This is a genomic window from Brevundimonas sp. Bb-A (assembly GCF_009394735.1).
Classification (GTDB): Bacteria; Pseudomonadota; Alphaproteobacteria; order Caulobacterales; family Caulobacteraceae; genus Brevundimonas; species Brevundimonas aurantiaca.
The window spans coordinates 807,339-826,173 of sequence record NZ_CP045456.1 but is presented as its reverse complement, the minus strand read 5'-3'; the positions used below and the strand labels follow the sequence as shown (position 1 = coordinate 826,173).

The 18,835-nt window shown below is 66.2% G+C and carries 16 protein-coding genes; 10 read left to right on the top strand and 6 right to left on the bottom strand.

The features are described 5' to 3' along the window. Positions 1-25: 25 nt before the first annotated feature. Positions 26-880 carry an FkbM family methyltransferase gene (locus tag BSP_RS04075; protein WP_082382588.1) on the bottom strand — a complete coding sequence of 285 codons (855 nt, stop codon included), beginning with the start codon at positions 878-880 and terminating at the stop codon, positions 26-28. A 358-nt stretch (positions 881-1,238) separates the two neighbouring features. Between BSP_RS04075 and BSP_RS04070 the strand changes: the two genes are divergently transcribed. From BSP_RS04070 to BSP_RS04055, 4 genes are read left to right on the top strand one after another with little or no spacing between them, the layout of a single operon-like run. After that, positions 1,239-2,324 (top strand): glycosyltransferase family 1 protein, encoded by a 1,086-nt coding sequence (locus tag BSP_RS04070; protein ID WP_054764579.1) that lies wholly within the window; start codon positions 1,239-1,241, stop codon positions 2,322-2,324. 56 nt (positions 2,325-2,380) lie between these two features. Then, positions 2,381-3,880 carry a phosphomannomutase/phosphoglucomutase gene (locus tag BSP_RS04065; protein ID WP_152949386.1) on the top strand — a complete coding sequence of 500 codons (1,500 nt, stop codon included), beginning with the start codon at positions 2,381-2,383 and terminating at the stop codon, positions 3,878-3,880. Positions 3,881-3,939: 59 nt separating this feature from the next. Beyond that, positions 3,940-4,203, top strand: coding sequence for a hypothetical protein (locus BSP_RS04060; RefSeq protein WP_152949385.1), 264 nt, complete (start codon positions 3,940-3,942; stop codon positions 4,201-4,203). Further along, entirely contained in the window at positions 4,200-4,943 is a 744-nt protein-coding gene (locus BSP_RS04055) for a Crp/Fnr family transcriptional regulator (protein WP_152949384.1), read from the top strand. The genes BSP_RS04060 and BSP_RS04055 overlap by 4 nt, the downstream gene beginning before the upstream one ends. Before the next feature lie 15 nt (positions 4,944-4,958). On the opposite strand, the gene glmS is transcribed toward BSP_RS04055, so the two are convergent. Then, positions 4,959-6,773, bottom strand: coding sequence for a glutamine--fructose-6-phosphate transaminase (isomerizing) (glmS, locus tag BSP_RS04050; RefSeq protein ID WP_152949383.1), 1,815 nt, complete (start codon positions 6,771-6,773; stop codon positions 4,959-4,961). Between the two features lie 166 nt (positions 6,774-6,939). Here glmS and glmM point away from each other — a divergent pair, with 166 nt between their 5' ends. Beyond that, complete coding sequence (glmM, locus tag BSP_RS04045) at positions 6,940-8,289, top strand: phosphoglucosamine mutase (RefSeq protein WP_082382587.1); 1,350 nt, start codon at positions 6,940-6,942, stop codon at positions 8,287-8,289. Between the two features lie 248 nt (positions 8,290-8,537). Beyond that, on the top strand, positions 8,538-10,373 hold the full coding sequence (locus tag BSP_RS04040) for a DUF885 family protein (RefSeq protein ID WP_152949382.1): 1,836 nt from the start codon (positions 8,538-8,540) through the stop codon (positions 10,371-10,373). A 9-nt stretch (positions 10,374-10,382) separates the two neighbouring features. On the opposite strand, the gene BSP_RS04035 is transcribed toward BSP_RS04040, so the two are convergent. Genes BSP_RS04035 through BSP_RS04025 form a run of 3 tightly spaced genes read right to left on the bottom strand, consistent with a single transcriptional unit; the run spans position 10,383 to position 12,645 of the window. Beyond that, positions 10,383-11,291, bottom strand: coding sequence for an NAD(P)/FAD-dependent oxidoreductase (locus BSP_RS04035; protein ID WP_227976033.1), 909 nt, complete (start codon positions 11,289-11,291; stop codon positions 10,383-10,385). Then, entirely contained in the window at positions 11,288-12,436 is a 1,149-nt protein-coding gene (locus BSP_RS04030; protein ID WP_152949380.1) for a DUF1176 domain-containing protein, read from the bottom strand. The genes BSP_RS04035 and BSP_RS04030 overlap by 4 nt, the downstream gene beginning before the upstream one ends. Further along, entirely contained in the window at positions 12,433-12,645 is a 213-nt protein-coding gene (locus BSP_RS04025) for a DUF2945 domain-containing protein (protein WP_152949379.1), read from the bottom strand. The genes BSP_RS04030 and BSP_RS04025 overlap by 4 nt, the downstream gene beginning before the upstream one ends. Positions 12,646-12,953: 308 nt before the next feature. Here BSP_RS04025 and BSP_RS04020 point away from each other — a divergent pair, with 308 nt between their 5' ends. The 3 genes from BSP_RS04020 (at position 12,954) to BSP_RS04010 (ending at position 15,533) form a co-directional block, all read left to right on the top strand. Then, entirely contained in the window at positions 12,954-14,174 is a 1,221-nt protein-coding gene (locus BSP_RS04020) for an NADP-dependent isocitrate dehydrogenase (protein WP_152949378.1), read from the top strand. 180 nt (positions 14,175-14,354) lie between these two features. Beyond that, positions 14,355-14,936 carry a DUF2939 domain-containing protein gene (locus BSP_RS04015; protein WP_152949377.1) on the top strand — a complete coding sequence of 194 codons (582 nt, stop codon included), beginning with the start codon at positions 14,355-14,357 and terminating at the stop codon, positions 14,934-14,936. Between the two features lie 45 nt (positions 14,937-14,981). Continuing rightward, entirely contained in the window at positions 14,982-15,533 is a 552-nt protein-coding gene (locus BSP_RS04010; protein ID WP_152949376.1) for a DUF2939 domain-containing protein, read from the top strand. A gap of 137 nt (positions 15,534-15,670) precedes the next feature. Here BSP_RS04010 and alaS read toward each other — a convergent pair whose 3' ends face one another. After that, positions 15,671-18,319, bottom strand: a complete 2,649-nt coding sequence (alaS, locus tag BSP_RS04005; protein ID WP_152949375.1) for an alanine--tRNA ligase — start codon at positions 18,317-18,319, stop codon at positions 15,671-15,673. 191 nt (positions 18,320-18,510) lie between these two features. On the opposite strand from alaS, the gene BSP_RS04000 reads away from it, so the two are divergent. Further along, entirely contained in the window at positions 18,511-18,813 is a 303-nt protein-coding gene (locus BSP_RS04000; RefSeq protein WP_152949374.1) for a hypothetical protein, read from the top strand. The last annotated feature ends 22 nt before the right edge of the window (positions 18,814-18,835 follow it).

Genomic DNA, 18,835 nt, shown 5'->3' with positions numbered 1-18,835 from the left:
AAAACATAAACCCGCCAGATAAAACCTAGGATATTATGACTGGCTCTGATCGAGCAATCACAAGATCACAAGCGCTCAAATTACCCAGTTGATTACACTCGACAGGCACAATTTCAGACGAAACAGAAATCCGCCAAAATTTGAACCCCATTTGGCTGAGACGATCCGCGAACTTTTGGGGGTCAGCTCTCGAACGCATCTGCACTACGTCCCACTCGATACAGAGAATAATATCCGGCTGCCTTAAGAGATTTTCCGCGCCGCCCAGGATCAAGGGTTCTGAGCCTTCGGCATCAATGCGCAGCAATCGGACAGTCGGCAGGTTGAGATCATCTAACCGAACGGTTTCCACCTCGAGCACCTGCGTGTCATTACCAAGCGTGTTTTCTCCGACGTAAATGTGGCCGCCACCCCCGTATTGCCTGGATGTCGAAAAGCGGACGAGACCGGAAGCATCACTTGCGGCCTTTTGAACGATTTGCACCCATGGCGCATAGCCGTTCAATCTGACTGATCGAGCGGATAGAGTTGCAAGCCTTGGATTGGCTTCAAAAGTGAGAACGCTTCCCTGCCGCCCTACCCGGTGAGCCATCTCAAGCGTGTAGAATCCTACGTGTCCACCGACCTCCACGACATGATCGCCAGGCCTGAGTAAACTCAATACGACTCTCTGAATCCAAGGCTCCCAAGTTCCGTGAGCAATGAGATGCGCGCATACGCTCTCCTCAAGCGGATCAACATAAATGTAATGACCACTCTTAAGTCTCGTCAGAGCCAGACCTTCTCCAAGGTAAAAATAAGGCCTATCGGTAGCCAAATTACGTTCGACAACTCTTTTCGAGCCTCGCGCCCGGAACAATGACTTCAACGATTTTTTCATAGCGCTTTCCGGCTCAAATGCGGATCAGGCGTCTGATCCCAACCCCGCCCCTCGGCTAATTTGGCCGCTTAGCTGATTGACACAGATCAAACAACTGCAAATAGCTAGATACTGTCTGTAGAATAGGCATAGATTGCGGTCGGGCGCGGCGCCCCTGAATGTTTGGCAACCATCCTTACTCTGCACGAGCCAGATTCACTGTCGCAAATCCACGTCTAATTTGGGTGCCGACTGCGCGGCTCACATTCGTCGCCAACTGACCAAATGACGGCGTAGCGACCTCTGCAGTCTCGCCATCGTCATTCGAACCGTCTAGAAGTTCCGCTCTTACTCAACGGCTCAGGGTCCGCCCGCCTCCATGCGCATCGTTCTGGCCACCGACGCCTGGGAACCTCAGGTCAACGGCGTCGTCCGCACCCTGACCCGCACGGTCGCGGAATGCCGCGGCATGGGCCATGAGGTAGAGGTCATCGAGCCCAGCCTGTTCAAGACCATCCCCTGCCCCACCTATCCGGAAATCCGACTGGCGCTGGGGGCCGAGGAAGAAATCCGCGAAATGCTGCGGGCCTTCGAGCCGGAGGCCGTCCATATCGCCACAGAGGGGCCGATCGGCATCGCCACGCGCCGCATATGCGTGGAATGGAAACTGCCCTTCACCACCAGCTACCATACCAAATTCCCGGAATATGTGTCGGCGCGTTTCCCGATCCCGGTCCAGGTCGGCTACGCCTATATGAAGTGGTTCCACAAGCCGTCGGGCCGTCTGATGGTGGCGACCCCGACCTTGCGTGACGAACTGGTCGAGCACGGCTTCAAGAACGTTTCGCCCTGGTCGCGCGGCGTGGACACCGAGGTGTTCCGGCCCGACCTCGAGCCCATCTATGAGGAGGTGGGCGCAAAGGACTGGCCCCGCCCCTTCTTCCTGAACGTCGGCCGGGTGGCGGTTGAGAAGAATATCGAGGCCTTCCTGGAGCTGGATCTGCCCGGCACCAAGATCATCGTCGGCGACGGCCCCGCGCGCGCGGAACTTCAGGAAAAATACCCCGAGGCCAAATTCCTGGGCGCGCGCTTCGGCGGCGAACTGGCTCGGTGCTTCCGGGACGCCGACGTCTTCGTCTTCCCCAGCTGGACCGACACCTTCGGCCTGGTGATCCTGGAGGCCATGGCGGCGGGCACGCCGGTCGCCGCCTATCCCGCCCACGGGCCGATCGACATCATTCCCGGGTCAAACGCCGGGGTGATCGACGACGATCTGAAGACCGCCTGCCTGAAATGCCTTGATCTGGATCGGGGGACGGTCCGGGCCTATGCGCAGAAGTTCAGCTGGCGGGCTTCGGCCGAGCAGTTCGTGGAGAATCTGCAGGCCTATCCTGAGCCCGAACGCGGCCGTTTCTGGCGACGCCTGCGCCGCATCGCCCGAATCCGCAAACGCGCCGCCGCTTAGCTCTGCGCGGCCGGCAACTCTCACCACCGATAAACTTACGCCTTCAAGGACGCTCCATGCTCAAGCCCCGCCAGGACCTGAAGCCGAACACGGCCGCCTATGAAACAGAACCCTTGGTGAAGCCGACGGGATTTCGCGAATACGACGCGCGCTGGATTCTGGAAAAGGAAATCAATCTTCTGGGGATTCAGGCCTTGGGGTTGGGGCTGGCGACCTATGTCCACGAGATCGGCGTGGCGCCGAAGATCGTCGTCGGCCATGATTTCCGCGGCTACAGCCTCAGCGTCAAACAGGCCCTGATCATCGGCCTGTTGGAAGGCGGGATGGAGGTCCTGGACGTTGGTCTGGCCCTATCGCCGATGGCCTATTTCGGCCAGTTCGCCCTCAAGGCGCCCTGCGTGGCCATGGTCACCGCCAGCCACAACGAGAACGGCTGGACCGGGGTGAAGATGGGCGCGAACAAGCCCCTGACCTTCGGCCCCGACGAGATGGGGCGGCTGAAACAGATCGTGCTGAACGGCGAGGGCGTGGCGCGACCGAACGGCAAACTCGTCCGGGTCGAGGACTTCCGGGAGACCTATGTCGCCGACGTCGCTTCCAAGGTGCAGATCAAACGCCCGCTGAAGGTGGTCTGCGCCTGCGGCAACGGCACGGCCGGCGCCTTCGCGCCCGACGCCCTGCGCCGGATGGGCGTCGAGGTGATCGAGATGGACACCGACCTCGACTACACCTTCCCCAAATACAATCCGAACCCGGAAGATCACGCCATGCTGGTGCAGATGGCTGAGCGGGTGAAGGAGACCGGCGCCGACCTGGCCCTGGGGTTCGACGGCGACGGCGACCGCTGCGGCGTGGTCGATGACACGGGCGAAGAGATCTTCGCCGACAAGATCGGCCTGATGCTGGCGCGCGACCTGTCCAAGGTCCACCCGAACAGCACCTTCGTGGTCGATGTGAAATCGACCGGCCTCTACAAGACCGATGAGATCCTCAAGGCCAACGGCGCCGAGGTCGTCTACTGGAAGACCGGCCATTCCTACATCAAGCGCAAGACGGCCGAACTGGGCGCCCTGGCCGGTTTCGAAAAGTCGGGCCACTTCTTCATGGCCGGCGACCTGGGCCACGGCTATGACGACGGCCTGGTGGCGGCAGGCGCAGTCCTGGCCATGCTGGACCGCAATCCGGGCAAGAAGCTCAGCGAGCTGAAGGCCGCCCTGCCCGACGCCTGGACCAGCCTGACCATGTCGCCCCATTGCGAAGACGAGCTGAAGTACGGGGTGCTGGAGCGGATCGTGAAGGAATACGCCGACCTGGCCGCAGCGGGCGGCGAGATCCTGGGGCGCAAGATCGTCGAGGCCATCACCGTCAACGGGGTGCGGGTGCACCTGGAGGACGGCTCCTGGGTCCTGGTCCGCGCCTCGTCGAACAAGCCCGAACTGGTCGTGGTGGTCGAGAGCATGCGCTCCGAAGACGACATGCGCGACCTGTTCCGCAAGGAGATCAAGCCGCGCCTGGCCGCCTATCCCGAGATCGGCGCCTTTAACCAGGAAATCTGAAAAGGCTGAACCAATCCGGCCGGTCGTCGCTTCTTGCAGGTCTGCTGCTGGAGGTGGGGTTGCCGCGCTATTTCTTTCATACCCAGAATAGGGAACGCATTCGCGACGACCAGGGCGAGGACCTGCCGAACGTCGACGCCGCACGAGAGGAGGCGGTCACGGTCCTGGGGGAAATTCTGCGCTATCGCAGCGCCGGATTTTGGGACACGGGCGTCTTCAGCGTCATCGTCACCGATGCAGAGGGCGTGACGGTGGTCAGTGTGACGGCCAAGGCGTCCCAAGAGGCTCCCCAGGGTTGGGCCTTGGCGGACGCCGACGAATGAACGCCGTCCCAACCCATCCGACGACAAGAACCCTGGTCGATAAGCTGGCGCTTCGCGACCGGCTGTCGCCCGAGGAGATCGCCGCCCTGGACAAGGTGCTCGGTCCGCCGAGGGAGGTCCGCAGCGGGACGGACTTCGTCCAGCGCCACAGCCATCCGACCCACAGCACCCTTCTGATCAGCGGCTTCGCAGCGCGCCATATGTCCCTGGCCGACGGCGGCCGGCAGATCACCGAGATCAATGTCGAAGGCGACTTCGTCGATCTGCACAGCCTGCTGATGAAACAGATGGATCATGGCGTGCAGGCCCTGACGGACTGCGTCATCGCCCAGGCGCCGCACGCGGAGCTTATCGCCCTTACGGAAAATCACCCGCATCTGGCCCGACTGCTGTGGCTGGACACCTTGATCGACGCGGCGATCCACCGGCAGTGGCTGGCCGTCATCGGCCGCCGCAGCGGCCTCGGCGGCCTGGCCCATCTGTTGTGCGAACTCTATTTGCGCCTTGAGGTCGTGGGACGGGCGGAAGAGCGAAGCTTAAGGCTTCCACTGACGCAATCGGTACTGGGCGACATGCTGGGCCTGTCGACCGTCCATATCAATCGTCTGGTCGCCGAGTTGCGCGCCCAGGGCCTGGTCAACTGGACCGGCGGCCAAGTCGAAATCCTGGATTGGCCGCGGCTGGCCGCGATCGCGGAATTCGATCCCGCCTATCTGCGTCTGCAGCGAGAACCGGTGTGACCCGCGCCCCGCGCGTCACTCCACCGTGACGGACTTGGCCAGATTGCGGGGCTGATCGACGTCCGTGCCTTTCTGAACGGCCGTGTAGTAGGCCAGAAGCTGCATCGGCACGGCGTAAACCAAGGGCGCGATCAGGGGGTGGCAGTCCGGGGCGTGGATACGGCGAATGCCGGCGCCGTGCGGGTCGGGGGCGTTTTCCGGGGCGATCATGATTACGGGGCCGCCGCGCGCGGCGACTTCCTGCAGGTTTGAGGCGGTCTTTTCGAACACATCGTCCAGGGGGGCCAGGGCGATGGTCGGGGTTTCCTCGTCGATCAGGGCGATCGGGCCGTGCTTCAGCTCGCCGGCGGCGTAACCCTCAGCGTGGATATAGCTGATCTCCTTCAGCTTCAGAGCGCCCTCCATGGCCAGGGGGAACATGGCGCCCCGGCCCAGGAACAGGATGTCGTCGGCCTTGGCCAGATCCTGGACCACGGCGCGGATGCTGGCGTCCATGCGCAGGGCTTCGGCGATCAGGCGAGGGCTTTCGAACAGGGCCTTGACCAGTTCCGCCTCCTGGGCCGCGTCGATCCGACCACGCGCCACGCCCGCCGCGACGGCCAGGGCCAGCAGGGCCGCGACCTGGGCGGTGAAGGCCTTGGTCGAGGCGACGCCGATCTCCGGCCCGGCATGGGTGGGCCACAGCACCTCGGCCTCACGCGCCATGGAGGAGGAGTGGACGTTGACCACCGCGGCCGTCTTCAGCCCCTGGGCCTTGCACCAGGTCAGGCTGGCCAGGGTGTCGGCGGTCTCCCCCGACTGGCTGACGGCGACGGCCAAGGTCTTGGGCGACACTGCCGGCGAGCGGTAGCGGAACTCGGAGGCGATCTCGACGTCGCAGGGCAGGCCCGCCAGCCTTTCAAAGGCATAGCGACCGATCTGGCCGGCGTAGAAGGCGGTGCCGCAGGCCACGATCTGAATCCGCTCGACGGCGGCGAAGTCGATGGCGTTCGTCTTGGCCTTTCCGGTCACCAGATCGAGGTATTCCGACAGGGTGTGCTGGACGCTGTCGGGCTGTTCATGGATCTCCTTCTCCATGAAGTGGCGGTATTCGCCCTTCTCGACCATGGCCGAGGAGGCCGAGACCTGGACGACGGCGCGTTCGACCGGCTTGCCGGCGACGTCGAACATCTGGGCGCCGGTTCGGGTGACGGCGACATAGTCGCCCTCTTCCAGGTAGGAGATCTTCTGGGTGAAGGGCCCCACGGCCAGGGCGTCAGAGCCCAGATACATTTCATCCTCGCCCCAGCCGACGACCAGGGGGCTGCCGCGGCGGGCGCCCAGGATCAGATCGTCCTCGCCGTCGATCAGCACCGCGAGGGCGTAGGCGCCGGTCAGACGGTCCAGAGTGATCTTGAACGCCTCCAGGGGGCTACGACCAGTGTTGAGCTCGGCGTCCAGCAGATGGGCGATGACCTCGGTGTCGGTCTGGCTTTCGAAGACATGGCCCTCTGCGGCCAGTTCCGCCTTCAGCTCGGCGAAGTTCTCGATGATGCCGTTGTGGACCAGGGTGACGCGGCCGGCCTTGTGCGGGTGGGCGTTGGCGGTGGTGGGCGCGCCGTGGGTGGCCCAGCGGGTGTGGCCGATGCCGACCGTGGCCTTCAGCGGCGCTTCGGCCAGGACGGCTTCCAGATTGCGGATCTTGCCCTGGGCGCGCCGGCGCTCGACCGCGCCGTCCACAACGGCGGCGACTCCGGCGGAGTCATAGCCTCGGTATTCCAGCCGTTTCAGGCTGTCGATCAGCCGGGGAACGACGGGTCCATTGCCGGTGACGCCGATGATGCCGCACATGCGCTGGGAACTCCGAAGAGGAAGGAAACAGAAGGGCGCCGCTTTGCACTGGCGGCGATCCGGGGCTAAGCCACGCATCAGACCCCACCCGCCGTCTAGGCAATCTTAAGGCGGACTGCATCAAAAATGGGGTTTCGGAACGTTACCCGAAACGAAGGACGACGCCTTGGGCGACAGGAAATATTTCGGCACCGACGGCATTCGCGGGCGCGCCAACACCTATCCGATGACGGCCGAGGTCGCGCTGCGCGTGGGTCTGGCCGCAGGGAAACTGTTCCGCACCGGCGACGACCGCCGCCATCTGGTGGTGATCGGCAAGGACACGCGCCTGTCGGGCTATACGATCGAGCCGGCCCTGGTCGCCGGTTTCGCCTCAGTGGGCATGGACGTGCGCACCTTCGGCCCGGTGCCGACGCCGGGGGTGGCCATGCTGACCCGGTCGATGCGCGCGGACCTGGGGGTGATGATCTCGGCCTCGCACAACGACTATGCCGACAACGGGATAAAGCTGTTCGGCCCGGACGGCTACAAGCTGTCGGACGAGATCGAGCTGAAGATCGAGGCCCTGATGGACGACGGCCTGGACCAGGGGCTGGCGCCGTCGAACAAGCTGGGTCGGGTCAAGCGGATCGATGACGCCCAGGCCCGCTATATCGAGATCGCCAAACAGGCCTTCCCGAAACGGCTGTCGCTACAGGGCCTGCGGATCGCCGTCGATTGCGCCAACGGCGCCGGCTACAAGGTCGCCCCCACCACACTGTTCGAACTGGGGGCCGAGGTCTTCCCCGTGGGGGTGGCTCCGAACGGGACCAATATCAATGCCGAATGCGGCTCCACCCATCCGCAAACCCTGGTCGAGGCGGTCAAACGCTACCGGGCTGACATCGGCATCGCCCTGGACGGGGACGCCGACCGGGTCATCATCTGCGACGAGAAGGGCCAGGTGGTGGACGGCGACCAGATCATGGCCCTGGTCGGCCTGGACTGGGCCCGGCGCGGCCGGCTGGCGGGCGGCGGGGTGGTGGCCACCGTCATGTCCAACCTGGGACTGGAGCGGCGGCTGAAGGCCGAGGGCCTGACGCTGGAGCGGACCAAGGTCGGCGACCGCTATGTGATGGAGCGGATGCGCGAGGGCGGGTTCAACATCGGCGGCGAACAGTCGGGCCACATCATCCTGCACGACCACGCCACTACCGGCGACGGCCTGATGGCGGCGCTGCAGGTGCTGGCGGTTCTGGTCGAGTCCGGCAAGCCGATGAGCGAACTGGCCCGCCAGTTCGACCCGGTGCCGCAGAAGCTGGAGAATGTGCGCTTCACCGCCGCAAAGCCGCTGGAGAACGAGAAGGTCAAGGCGGCCATCGCCGAGGCGGAGGCGGCGCTGAACGGCTCGGGGCGGCTGCTGGTGCGGCCCTCGGGCACGGAGAAGCTGATCCGGGTCATGGCGGAAGGCGACGATGCGGCCCTGGTGAAGCGCGTAGTGTCGGAGGTTTCGGCGGCGGTGAAGGCGGCGGGGTGACTTTCAAGACCCTCTCCCGCTTGCGGGGGAGGAGGCCCGGCGTTCGCGAAGCGAACCAGGGTCGGAGGGGGAAGTCTTCTTTCTTTAAGAGGCGGAACTTCCCCCATCGTCAGCCGTCTCGCTTCGCTCGACTAGCTGACACTTCCCCCGCAAGCGGGGGAAGGTGGTATGCGCCTGTCCGCGATTTCACTTGCGGGTCGAGACGACCGGCGCTCCATTGGGGTCAGACATACTCGCTGGGGCCTTCCATGATCGACCGTCGCCGCCTTCTTCTGTCCGCCGCTGCGGGCGCGGGTCTCGCCGCCGCCCACGGCCAGGCGTTTGCGCTGAACGCCCCGGCCGGCGACGCCGCCCAGTCCAAGGCCGCCCTGGCCGCCTTCATGGACCAGGCGTTCGAAAAGACCCTGGACCTCAGTCCCGAAACCGTGACCGCCTTCGGCCTGGACGCCGGCGCGCGCGCGGCCGCCAAGTCGCAGTTGACCGTTCCGACTGCCGAGAACGAGGAGAAGTTCCGCGCCTTCACCAGAGCCCAGCGGACCGCGCTCGGCGCTCTGGATCGGTCGTCCATGGACGCCCAGGACGGCATCTCTTACGACACCATCGCCGACAATCTGGACGGGGTGATCGCCACCTTCGCCATCCCCTACGGCCAGGGCGGATGGCCCAACCCCTACCGCGTCAGCCAGCAGGGCGGGGCCTATCAGTCGACGCCGGACTTCCTGGCCAACCAGCATACGATCCAGACGGCCGAGGACGCCGACGCCTATGTGGCCCGCGTCGCCGCCTTCGCTGACGTCCTGACCGCCGAGACCGAACGTCTGCGCGAGGACTACGCCCTGGGCGTGATCCCGCCGGACTTCATCCTGGCCAAGGCCATCGCCCAGCAGGACGGGATTCTGGCCACCGCCGCCGCCGCCTCGCCCATGGTCGCCTCGGTCGTGGACCGCACGCGGGCCAAGGGCCTGTCGGGGGACTGGGGCGCCCAGGTCGAGGCCCTGCTGACCCAAAAGGTCTATCCCGCCCTGTCGGCCCAGAACGCCCTGCTGAAGGCCGCCCTGCCGCGCGCCGGGCACGAGGCCTCGGTCCGACGCCTGCCGCAAGGCCAGCAGTATTACGCCAACAGCCTGCGCTACATCACCACCACCCGGCTGACGGCCGACGAGATCCACCGCGCGGGCCGCGCCCAGATGGCCGAGCTGACCGCCCGCGCCGACGCCCTGCTGAAGGCCCAGGGCCTGACCCAAGGCGCCGTGGCGGAACGGATTCGTGCGCTCGGTCAGGACCCGAAATACGTCTATCCCAACACCGACGCGGGCAAGGCCGAGCTGATCGAAAAGCTGAACCAGCAGATGGCCGACATGCAGGCGCGTCTGCCCGTCGCCTTCGGCCGCCTGCCCAAGGCCTCGGTCCAGATCAAGCGCGTGCCGCCCGAGATCGAGGCCGGCGCCTCCATGGGCTATTACAACGCGCCCAGCCTGGATGGATCGCGGCCCGGCATCTACTGGATCAATCTGAAGGACACGGCGGAATGGCCGTCGTGGACCCTGCCGACCCTGACCTATCATGAGGCGACACCGGGCCACCATCTGCAGATCAGCCTGCAACAGGAAAGCGCGACGGCGCCCAAATATATGAACATGCTGGGCTTCTCCAGCTATGTCGAAGGCTGGGGCCTGTACGCCGAACAGCTGGCCGACGAGCTGGGGGCCTATGAAAACGATCCGATCGGCCAGATCGGCTATGTCCAGTCGCTGATGTTCCGCGCGGCGCGCCTGGTGGTGGACACCGGCATCCACTCCAAGGGCTGGAGCCGCGAACAGGGCATCCAGTACATGATGGAGGCCTATGGCGATCAGGAAGGGGCCGCTGTGTCCGAGGTCGAACGCTATTGCGGCTGGCCGGGCCAGGCCTGCGCCTACAAGGTCGGCCACAACGAGTGGGTCCGGCTGCGCGAGAAGGCCAAGACCAGCCTGGGGGCCAAGTTCGACCTGAAAGGTTTCCACGACACGGCCCTGGCCGCCGGGGGCGTGCCCCTGTCGGTGCTGGAGCGGATCGTGGACGGCTGGATCGCGACCCAGGCTTAGTAGGGGACCCTAGTCGGCGACTGTCAGCCCGTCGATCCGGCGCAGGCGATTGTGGATGTCGGTGGCGGCCACAGCCGCCTCGGCGGTGGCGACGGCGATCTGGTTGAGACCGCGCACCACGTCGCCCGCGGCGTAGAGGCCGGGCAGGCTGGTGGCCTGATGCAGGTCGACTTCGAGCCGGCCGTCGGCGGCCAGCCGGGCGCCGAGGCCCTGCGCCAGTTCGGCGTTCGGCGACACGCCCAGGGCGGAATAGACCAGGTCGAAGGCGCGGGTCCGGCCGCCCCAGCCCAGGGCCGTGACCCGATCCTGTTCCAGCACGACGCTTTCGAGCGGCGCCGCAATCAGCTCGACGCCCAGCCGGCGCAGTTCGTCGCCCTGGGTCAGGGCGTCGGGCGGGCCGATATGGATCAGGGTCACCCGGTCCGAATAGGTGCGCAGGAAGGCGGCCTCGCGCGCGCCCTTGTCGTCCTGCCCGATCACCGCCACGGCCTTGTCCGTCGCCTCATAGCCGTCGCAGATCGGGCAGATGCGAACCAGAGAGCGCTGAACCGCCCGTTCCACGCCGGGCAGGTCGGGGTGGTGATCCACGACCCCTGTCGCCAGGAGAACCGCCCGCGCGGGCATCGACCGGCCGCCGATCCGGGCGACGAAACCGTCGCCCGCGCCGGTCAGAGTCTCAACCCGTCCAGCCTGGATGACCGCGCCGAACTCCTCGGCCTGCTCGCGCATCCGCTTCAGGATGTCGGCGCCGGAGACGCCGGAGGGAAACCCCGGCATATTGTGGCTCAAGGGAATCCAGCAGGCGCGGGGTTCGCCCGCGTCGATCACCAGGGTGCGCCGTCTGAACCGGCCCAGATAGGTCGCGGCCGTCAGGCCGGCGGGCCCGGCCCCGATGATCAGAACCTCGGGGTCCGTCATCGGGTGCGCCAGGCGACGGGCCACAGATCGGACGGCACGCCGGCGCATTCGCCCATGACGCTTTCCTGCGTCAGTGTGAAGCCCTGCCCCGTCCAGGCCCAGGTCTGGGCCGTGCCGCAGTCGCCGATGCCGCGCCCCTTGGCGAAGGCCGACAGCGTGCGGGTCTTGGGATCATAGGCGCCGTTGACGGTCGCATTGTCGGGCGTCACCGGATCGGAGCCAGGGCCTTCCGTTCCGGCGAGGATCGCAGGACGCGGATCGCGACCGCCCGGCCCCGTCAGATACCAGTTGTGAGTGACGTTATAGGCGCCTGCGCCGCAGGGCACGGCCCACAGCTCGGTCCGCGCGTCCAGTCGGGCGGAGATGACCCTGTCGCTGACGGCGGGCATGGCGGACGCTTTCAGGCAGTTTCCGACCTCGGTGCGGGCGCGCAGCGCGGCGGGCACGCGCTGGTTCTGATCACCGAACCCCGACTGGTCCACGACCGGAGCGGGGGTGACGGTCGGCAGCGGCGGCGCGATCGGAACGAGGGCGGCCGGACGCGAGCCGCGTCGGATCAGGGCGGTGGGCGTGTCCAGACGGCCCTGTTTCTCGTCGATCCACAACAGGGCGGCGGCGGCGCCGTGCAGCGAGACTTCCTGGGTGGAGGCGCCGCGAATGGTCATGACCTTTCCCTGGGCAAGGGCGTCAAGGGCGCCGCGGACCCCAGTGCGGATTTCGCCGATGGGCGCGTCGGCGTTGCTCGCCTCGCTGAGCGCGGCCGGATAAGCGCGGCCGTCGATGGTCAAGCCGAGGGGGTTGGCGCCCTTGGCGTCGCCGTCGGGCCAGTAGCCGAAGAGGATTTGCGGCTGGGCGTCCGGTCCGGGCGCCAGGGCGATACGGACCCAGCCGGCGGCGAAGTCGGGCGCGAAGCCGAAGGCCCAGCAGGTCCCGTCATTGCCGCAGGTGGCGCGCCAGTCGCGGAAGGTCTTGGTCTCGGAGCGAATTTGCAGCACCGGCGCGGCGACGGCGGGCGCCGCCGTACTGGCGGCCTTAGGCGCAGCAGGGGTCTCGGCCGCATCCTTATCGCCGCATCCGGCGACGGCGAACGCAGCCAGAACAAGAGAGGACAGGGGGACGCCGCGCGACAGTGCGTTCAGCTTCATGCCTTCTTCAACTCCGACGGCCTGTGCGCCGCGCGTGCGCCGGTCTTGGCGCTTTCGACGATATACTCCGGATTGTCCTCGGAGGCCGCAACCTTGTGGCCCTTGACCCTTGTTTCGGAGGTCACCTTCTTGACCACCTTGCCGGTCGTCACGCCCTGGCTGTGGTCCCATTTCACCTTGTCGCCGGCCTTGAATGTCTTGTCCGACATGGTTTCGCTTCCTGCTGCGTCGTTTCCTGCTCAGCGATCAGCCTGCGCATCAGTTCCGCATCGACCACCGGCGGCGCCTCGCAGAAGGTGACGATCCACTGATCCACCAGTCGGCGCTCTTCCTCCGTCATCCTGACGTCCGTGTCTGTTGCTGAGCCAAAGAGAAGTCCGGGCGCGCCAAAGGGTTCAGGCGGGATCTGCGTTATTCCGCGCGGCCACGATGGGCGGCGGGGTTTGCGCGGGCGCTTGGCCTCGCTATACCGCCGCCACGACATTCCCTTCCCCACAGTCACAGGCGGACCGCACGCATGGCCAAGATCAAGGTCGAAAACCCCATCGTCGACATCGACGGCGACGAAATGACCCGCATCATCTGGCAGATGATCAAGGACAAGCTGGTCTTCCCGTTCCTGGATCTCGAGCTGGACTATTACGACCTGGGCATGGAGAACCGCGACGCCACCGACGATCAGGTGACGATCGACGCCGCCCACGCGATCCAGAAGCACGGCGTCGGCGTGAAGTGCGCCACCATCACCCCGGACGAGGCCCGGGTGAAGGAGTTCGGCCTGAAGAAGATGTGGAAGTCGCCGAACGGCACCATCCGCAACATCCTGGGCGGCGTGGTCTTCCGCGAGCCGATCATCTGCTCGAACGTGCCGCGCCTGGTGCCGGGCTGGACCCAGCCCATCGTCGTCGGCCGTCACGCCTTCGGCGACCAGTACAAGGCCACCGACTTCCTGATGCCGGGCGCCGGCACCCTGTCGATCAAGTTCGTCGGCGACGACGGCCAGGTGATCGAGCATGAGGTGTTCAAGTCGCCGGGCGCCGGCGTCGCCATGGGCATGTACAACCTGGACGCCTCGATCCGCGACTTCGCCCACGCCTCCTTCGCCTACGGCCTGGCGCGCAACTATCCGGTCTATCTGTCGACCAAGAACACGATCCTGAAAGCCTATGACGGCCGCTTCAAGGACATCTTCCAGGAGGTGTTCGACGCCGAATACGCCGAGGAGTTCAAGAAGCGCGGCCTGACCTATGAGCACCGCCTGATCGACGACATGGTCGCGGCCGCGATCAAGTGGTCGGGCGGCTTCGTCTGGGCGTGCAAGAACTACGACGGCGACGTCCAATCGGACGTCGTGGCCCAGGGCTTCGGCTCGCTGGGCCTGATGACCTCGGTCCTGATGACGCCGGACGGCAAGGTGCTGGAGACGGAAGCCGCCCACGGCACCGTGACCCGTCACTATCGCCAGCACCAGAAGGGCGAGGCCACCTCGACCAACTCGATCGCCTCGATCTTCGCCTGGACCCGCGGCTTCAAACACCGCGCCAAGCTGGACGGCAACGAGGCCCTGGGCGTCTTCGCCGACACCCTGGAGAAGGTGGTCGTCGAGACCGTGGAGTCGGGCGACATGACCAAGGACCTGGCCCTGCTGGTCGGCGATCAACAGGGCTGGCTGACCACCGAGGGCTTCCTCGACAAGGTCGCCGAAAACCTGAAGGCCGCCCTGCCGGACGTCGGCTGAGCCCGTCCTCAAGCCGCTCACAGCGCGGTAGGACGACAGCCGTCCTCAAGCAGCGCGAAGCGCGGTAGGACACCAAGAGAGAGAGAGAGAGAGACAGCCCCGCCGGATCCGTCCGGCGGGGCTTTTCGTTGCGTCCTCCGATGGGCCGTGCATGATCGGGCCCACTGTGGGGGAAGCGACGTGAAACAGTTGTTCGGCAATCTGGTGGTACTGGCGCTCGTGACGGCGGTCGCGGCCTTTTTTGCGGCGCCGGCCGTGGGCTTTTTCGCCATCCGGTCGGCGGCGGAGGCCGGCGACGTCCAGGGCCTGACCCGGCTGATCGACTTCCAGGCCGTTCGCCAGTCGTTGCGGCCGCAGCTTAGCGGCGGGGTTCAGGCGCCGGCGCCCTCCTTCCTGGAAGACCCGATCGGGGCGGTAAGGCGCCAGATGGAGCGGAACCCGGTGCTGAACGCCCCGGACGTGGACGCCTATCTGACCCCGGCGGCCATCTCGGCCCTGACGCGGGGCGAGGGGCGCTACGCCAGCCACTGGTCCGGAGCGGTTGCGCACCCGGCGGCGGCGGACACACCCAAGCCCTGGCCTCAGCCGGTGTTCTGGAGCGTTAACCGGGCGCGGATGGCGGTTCAGGACCAGGGCGGATCGCGCACCGTCTTCACCTTTGAACGGCGGGGGCCGTTCGAATGGGTGTTGGTCCAGATCGGCCTGCCCGATGGGGCGGCGCCCGCCGCGCCCGCACCGGCCAAGCCCTCGTCGAAACCCTAGACGCAACATCCCGCCCGTCTCGACGTTTCGACTGAAGGAGCACCCATGAAGAAGATCGCCATTGGTCTGGTCGCGGCCATTCTGGGACTGGCCCTGGTCGCCTGTTTCATCTCGCCCTTCGTGGCCGCCCAGAGGCTGATCCGAGCGGCGCGGACGGGGGATGTGGCCGGCCTGGAGCAGACGGTGGACTTCCCCGCCTTCCGCGCCAGCCTGAAGGCCGAGCTGAACGCCCGGGCGGCGATGGAGATCCGCGATCGGACCGGCGAGAACCGGGCTCTGGCCGCCCTGGGCATGATGCTGGCGCCGTCCCTGGTCGAGGGCGCCGTGGACGGCCTGGTCACGCCGGAGGGCGTAGCCGCCATGGTCCGGTCGGGCGACAAGCCCCGACCCGAGAAGCCGGTCCCGTCGGCCGACACGCCGGCGACGCCGAAGGAGCGGATTCACCAATCCTGGGCCTACCGCGGCGTCAACCGGTTCGCCGTCACCCTGACCCGCGACGACCGACCCGACGACCCCCTGGTGCTGATCATGGAGCGGCGGGGGCCGTTGAGCTGGAAACTGGCGGGGGTGGATCTGACGCCGGACCCGATGGGCTAGGCGCCGCGATCGCTGGGGCGGAGCAAGACGGCTGACGATGGGGGAGGTCTCATTTCCTGAGAACTTCCCTCTCCGTCGCTGGATCGCTGCGCGATCGACGCGACACCTCTCCCGCAAGCGGGAGAGGGTCTGTCGGCTCAGCCCTTCAGCGCCTCGCGGACGGCGGCCAGGCCCTCTTCGGCCTTGGAGCCGTCGGGAGCGCCGCCTTGGGCGAAGTCGAGCTTGCCGCCGGCGCCTTGTCCGCCCATGGCGATCACGGCGGCGCGGGCCAGGTCGGCGGCGTTGACGCGGTCGGTCAAATCAGAGGTGACGGCGACGGTGACGGCGGCCTTGCCCTCGGTGACGCCGATCAGGGCGACGACGCCGGTTCCGACCTGTTTGCGGAAGTCCTCGGCCACGCCGCGCAGCCCCTTGCCGTCCACCCCGTCCAGGACGCGGGCCATCAGCTTGATCCCGCCGATCTCTTCCGGCGCCGAGGCTGCGCCAGAGCCGCCGCCCAGGGCCAGTTGCTTCTTCAGCTCGGCGACCTGTTTCTCCAGCGTCTTGACCGAACCCTGAAGGGCCTCGACCCGAGCGGGCACGTCGGGGGTCTGGATCTTGAAGTCGCGGGCCAGCTTGCGGGCCACGCCGGCCTGACCTTCCAGATAGAGGCGGGCCGCCTCGCCGGTCAGGGCCTCGATACGGCGGACGCCGGCGGCGACGCCGGTCTCCTGAACAATCTTGAACAGGCCGATGTCGCCGGTGCGGGCGACGTGGGTGCCGCCGCAGAGTTCGACCGAATAGGGGGCGTTGTCGCTGGTCAGCGACCGGCCCAGCGTCAGCACCCGGACCTCGTCGCCGTATTTCTCGCCGAACAGGGCGATGGCGCCGGCGGCGATGGCGTCGGCGGGGGCCATCAGCTTGGTCTCCGCCGGGACGTTCTGGCGGATGACCGCGTTGACCTCGGCCTCGATGGCGGCCAGCTCGTCCTCGGTCACGGGGGCGCCGTGGCTGAAGTCGAAGCGCGCGCGCTCAGAATCGACCAGCTGGCCCTTCTGGGCGACCGCCGGGCCCAGCACATTCTTCAGGGCCGTGTGCAGCAGGTGAGCGGCCGAATGGTTGGCGCGGGTGGTCATACGCTTGTCGGCGTCCACCAGTTGGGCGACGCGGGCGCCCATCTCCAGCCGGCCGGCCGTGATCTGGACCGACAGGACGTGCAGGTCGCCGGCGTGCTTCTTGACGTCCAGGACTTCGGCTTCACCGCCGGGCCATTCCAGCGTGCCCTGGTCGCCGGTCTGACCCCCGCTTTCGGCGTAGAAGGGGGTCGTGTCGAACAAGACCTCGACGATCTCGCCGGCCTCGGCCGCCTCGACGGGCGCGCCGCCGTTCATGACGGCCAGGACCTCGCCCGAACCATCTAGAGAGTCATAGCCGGTGAAGACGGTCGGCCCCATCCGGTCGCGCACGGCCAGCCATTCGCCGGCGTTGGCCGACTGGCCCGAGCCCTTCCAGTTCTCGCGCGAGCGCTGGCGCTGTTCGGCCATGGCGGCCTCGAAGCCGTCCACATTGACCGAGAAACCGCGGCGACGGGCCTCGTCCTGGGTCAGGTCCAGCGGGAAGCCGTAGGTGTCGGACAGGGTGAAGGCGGTCTGGCCGTCCAGCATGTCGCCCGGCTTGAAGCCCTGAACCGCCGTGTCGAACAGGGCCATGCCCCGGCCGAGCGTGGTGCGGAAGCGGACCTCTTCCTGTTTCAGCGTGTCCTCGATGAAGGGCTGGGCGCGGGCCAGTTCCGGATAGGCGTCGCCCATCTGATCGACCAGGGTCGGGACCAAACGGTGCATCAGGGGATCGGCCGCGCCCAGCAGGTGGGCGTGGCGCATGGCGCGGCGCATGATCCGACGCAGCACATAGCCCCGGCCCTCGTTCGACGGCGTCACCCCGTCGGCGATGAGGAAGGAGGAGGAGCGCAGGTGGTCGGCGATGACCCGGTGGCTAGCGGCCTGGTCGCCGTCGGCCTTGGTCGATGTGGCCTCTTCCGAGGCGGCGATCAGGGTCTTGAACAGGTCGGTCTCGAACACCGAATGCACGCCCTGGAGCACGGTGGTCATCCGCTCCAGACCCATGCCGGTGTCGACGCTGGGCTTGGGAAGGCTGCGAACGATCTGGTCGTTCTCCTTCTCGAACTGCATGAAGACGTTGTTCCAGATCTCCACGAAGCGGTCGCCGTCCTCATCCGGCGAGCCGGGAGGGCCGCCAGCGACCTTGTCGCCGTGGTCCCAGAAGATTTCGGTGCAGGGACCGCAAGGCCCTGAGTCGCCCATGGCCCAGAAATTGTCCGAGCCGGCGATGCGGATGATCTTGTCGTCGGAGAAGCCCGTGACCTTCTTCCAGATGGCGGCGGCCTCGTCGTCGTCGATATAGACGGTGACCAGGAGGCGCTTGGGATCCAGGTCGAAGTCCTGGGTCACCAGTTTCCACGCCCGGTCGATGGCGTGTTCCTTGAAATAGTCGCCGAAGGAGAAGTTCCCCAGCATCTCGAAGAAGGTCAGGTGGCGGGCGGTGTAGCCGACATTGTCCAGGTCATTGTGCTTGCCCCCGGCGCGGACGCATTTCTGCGAACTGGTGGCGCGCGGATAGGGCGGCTTGGACGCGCCGGTGAAATAGTCCTTGAACGGCACCATGCCCGCATTGACGAACAGCAGGGACGGATCGTTCTGCGGCACCAGCGGCGCCGAGTGAACCTTCTCGTGACCGTCGGCCGCGAAGAAGTTCAGATAGGTGGCGCGGATCTCGTTCAGGCTGGGCATTTGGGCGTGTCTTCGGCTCGGCGGTCGCTAAGGAACCGGCGTCATATAGGGTTTTGTCGGGGAACGCATCATCCGCGCGCTGTGTGGCGGCTCCGAAAGGGATGCTTCGGCGGCAATATACAGATTGAACTAGAAGTTGATCTGTACGCATATTTAGCGTGCGCAATTTCGCGCCTCTGGAGAGGACTGAAATGAAACGCGTTCAAAACCTCGCAATCGCCATCGCTGCCGTCGGGGCGACCACGGTGGCGTTCGGCCCCGCCGAAGCCTTGGTTCGGGAATCCTGGGATCCCAGCCTCGTAGCCTATTCCTATGTCTACTATGCTGACGCAGCAAAGACGGAAGTGCTTGGCTACGCTTGGGATACGTGCGGCGAAGGCGGCGGCAACGTGTATGTGCTTAAGCCCTATATTCCGACGCCCTATTACGATGAGACACCTGCCTTTGTGTGCTCTGGCATGGGCCCGTATCTGCCGCCCGACTGGCCTTACTGATCGGCAAGGGGCGGTTCGGTGA

Excerpts from the sequence above, each read along its gene's own strand:
- BSP_RS04075 (WP_082382588.1), bottom strand. The coding sequence starts at position 880 with ATGAAAAAATCGTTGAAGTCATTGTTCCGGGCGCGAGGCTCGAAAAGA.
- BSP_RS04070 (WP_054764579.1), top strand. The coding sequence starts at position 1,239 with ATGCGCATCGTTCTGGCCACCGACGCCTGGGAACCTCAGGTCAACGGC.
- BSP_RS04065 (WP_152949386.1), top strand. The coding sequence starts at position 2,381 with ATGCTCAAGCCCCGCCAGGACCTGAAGCCGAACACGGCCGCCTATGAA.
- BSP_RS04055 (WP_152949384.1), top strand. The coding sequence starts at position 4,200 with ATGAACGCCGTCCCAACCCATCCGACGACAAGAACCCTGGTCGATAAG.
- glmS (WP_152949383.1), bottom strand. The coding sequence starts at position 6,773 with ATGTGCGGCATCATCGGCGTCACCGGCAATGGACCCGTCGTTCCCCGG.
- BSP_RS04040 (WP_152949382.1), top strand. The coding sequence starts at position 8,538 with ATGATCGACCGTCGCCGCCTTCTTCTGTCCGCCGCTGCGGGCGCGGGT.
- BSP_RS04035 (WP_227976033.1), bottom strand. The coding sequence starts at position 11,291 with ATGACGGACCCCGAGGTTCTGATCATCGGGGCCGGGCCCGCCGGCCTG.
- BSP_RS04030 (WP_152949380.1), bottom strand. The coding sequence starts at position 12,436 with ATGAAGCTGAACGCACTGTCGCGCGGCGTCCCCCTGTCCTCTCTTGTT.
- BSP_RS04025 (WP_152949379.1), bottom strand. The coding sequence starts at position 12,645 with ATGTCGGACAAGACATTCAAGGCCGGCGACAAGGTGAAATGGGACCAC.
- BSP_RS04020 (WP_152949378.1), top strand. The coding sequence starts at position 12,954 with ATGGCCAAGATCAAGGTCGAAAACCCCATCGTCGACATCGACGGCGAC.
- BSP_RS04010 (WP_152949376.1), top strand. The coding sequence starts at position 14,982 with ATGAAGAAGATCGCCATTGGTCTGGTCGCGGCCATTCTGGGACTGGCC.
- alaS (WP_152949375.1), bottom strand. The coding sequence starts at position 18,319 with ATGCCCAGCCTGAACGAGATCCGCGCCACCTATCTGAACTTCTTCGCG.
- BSP_RS04000 (WP_152949374.1), top strand. The coding sequence starts at position 18,511 with ATGAAACGCGTTCAAAACCTCGCAATCGCCATCGCTGCCGTCGGGGCG.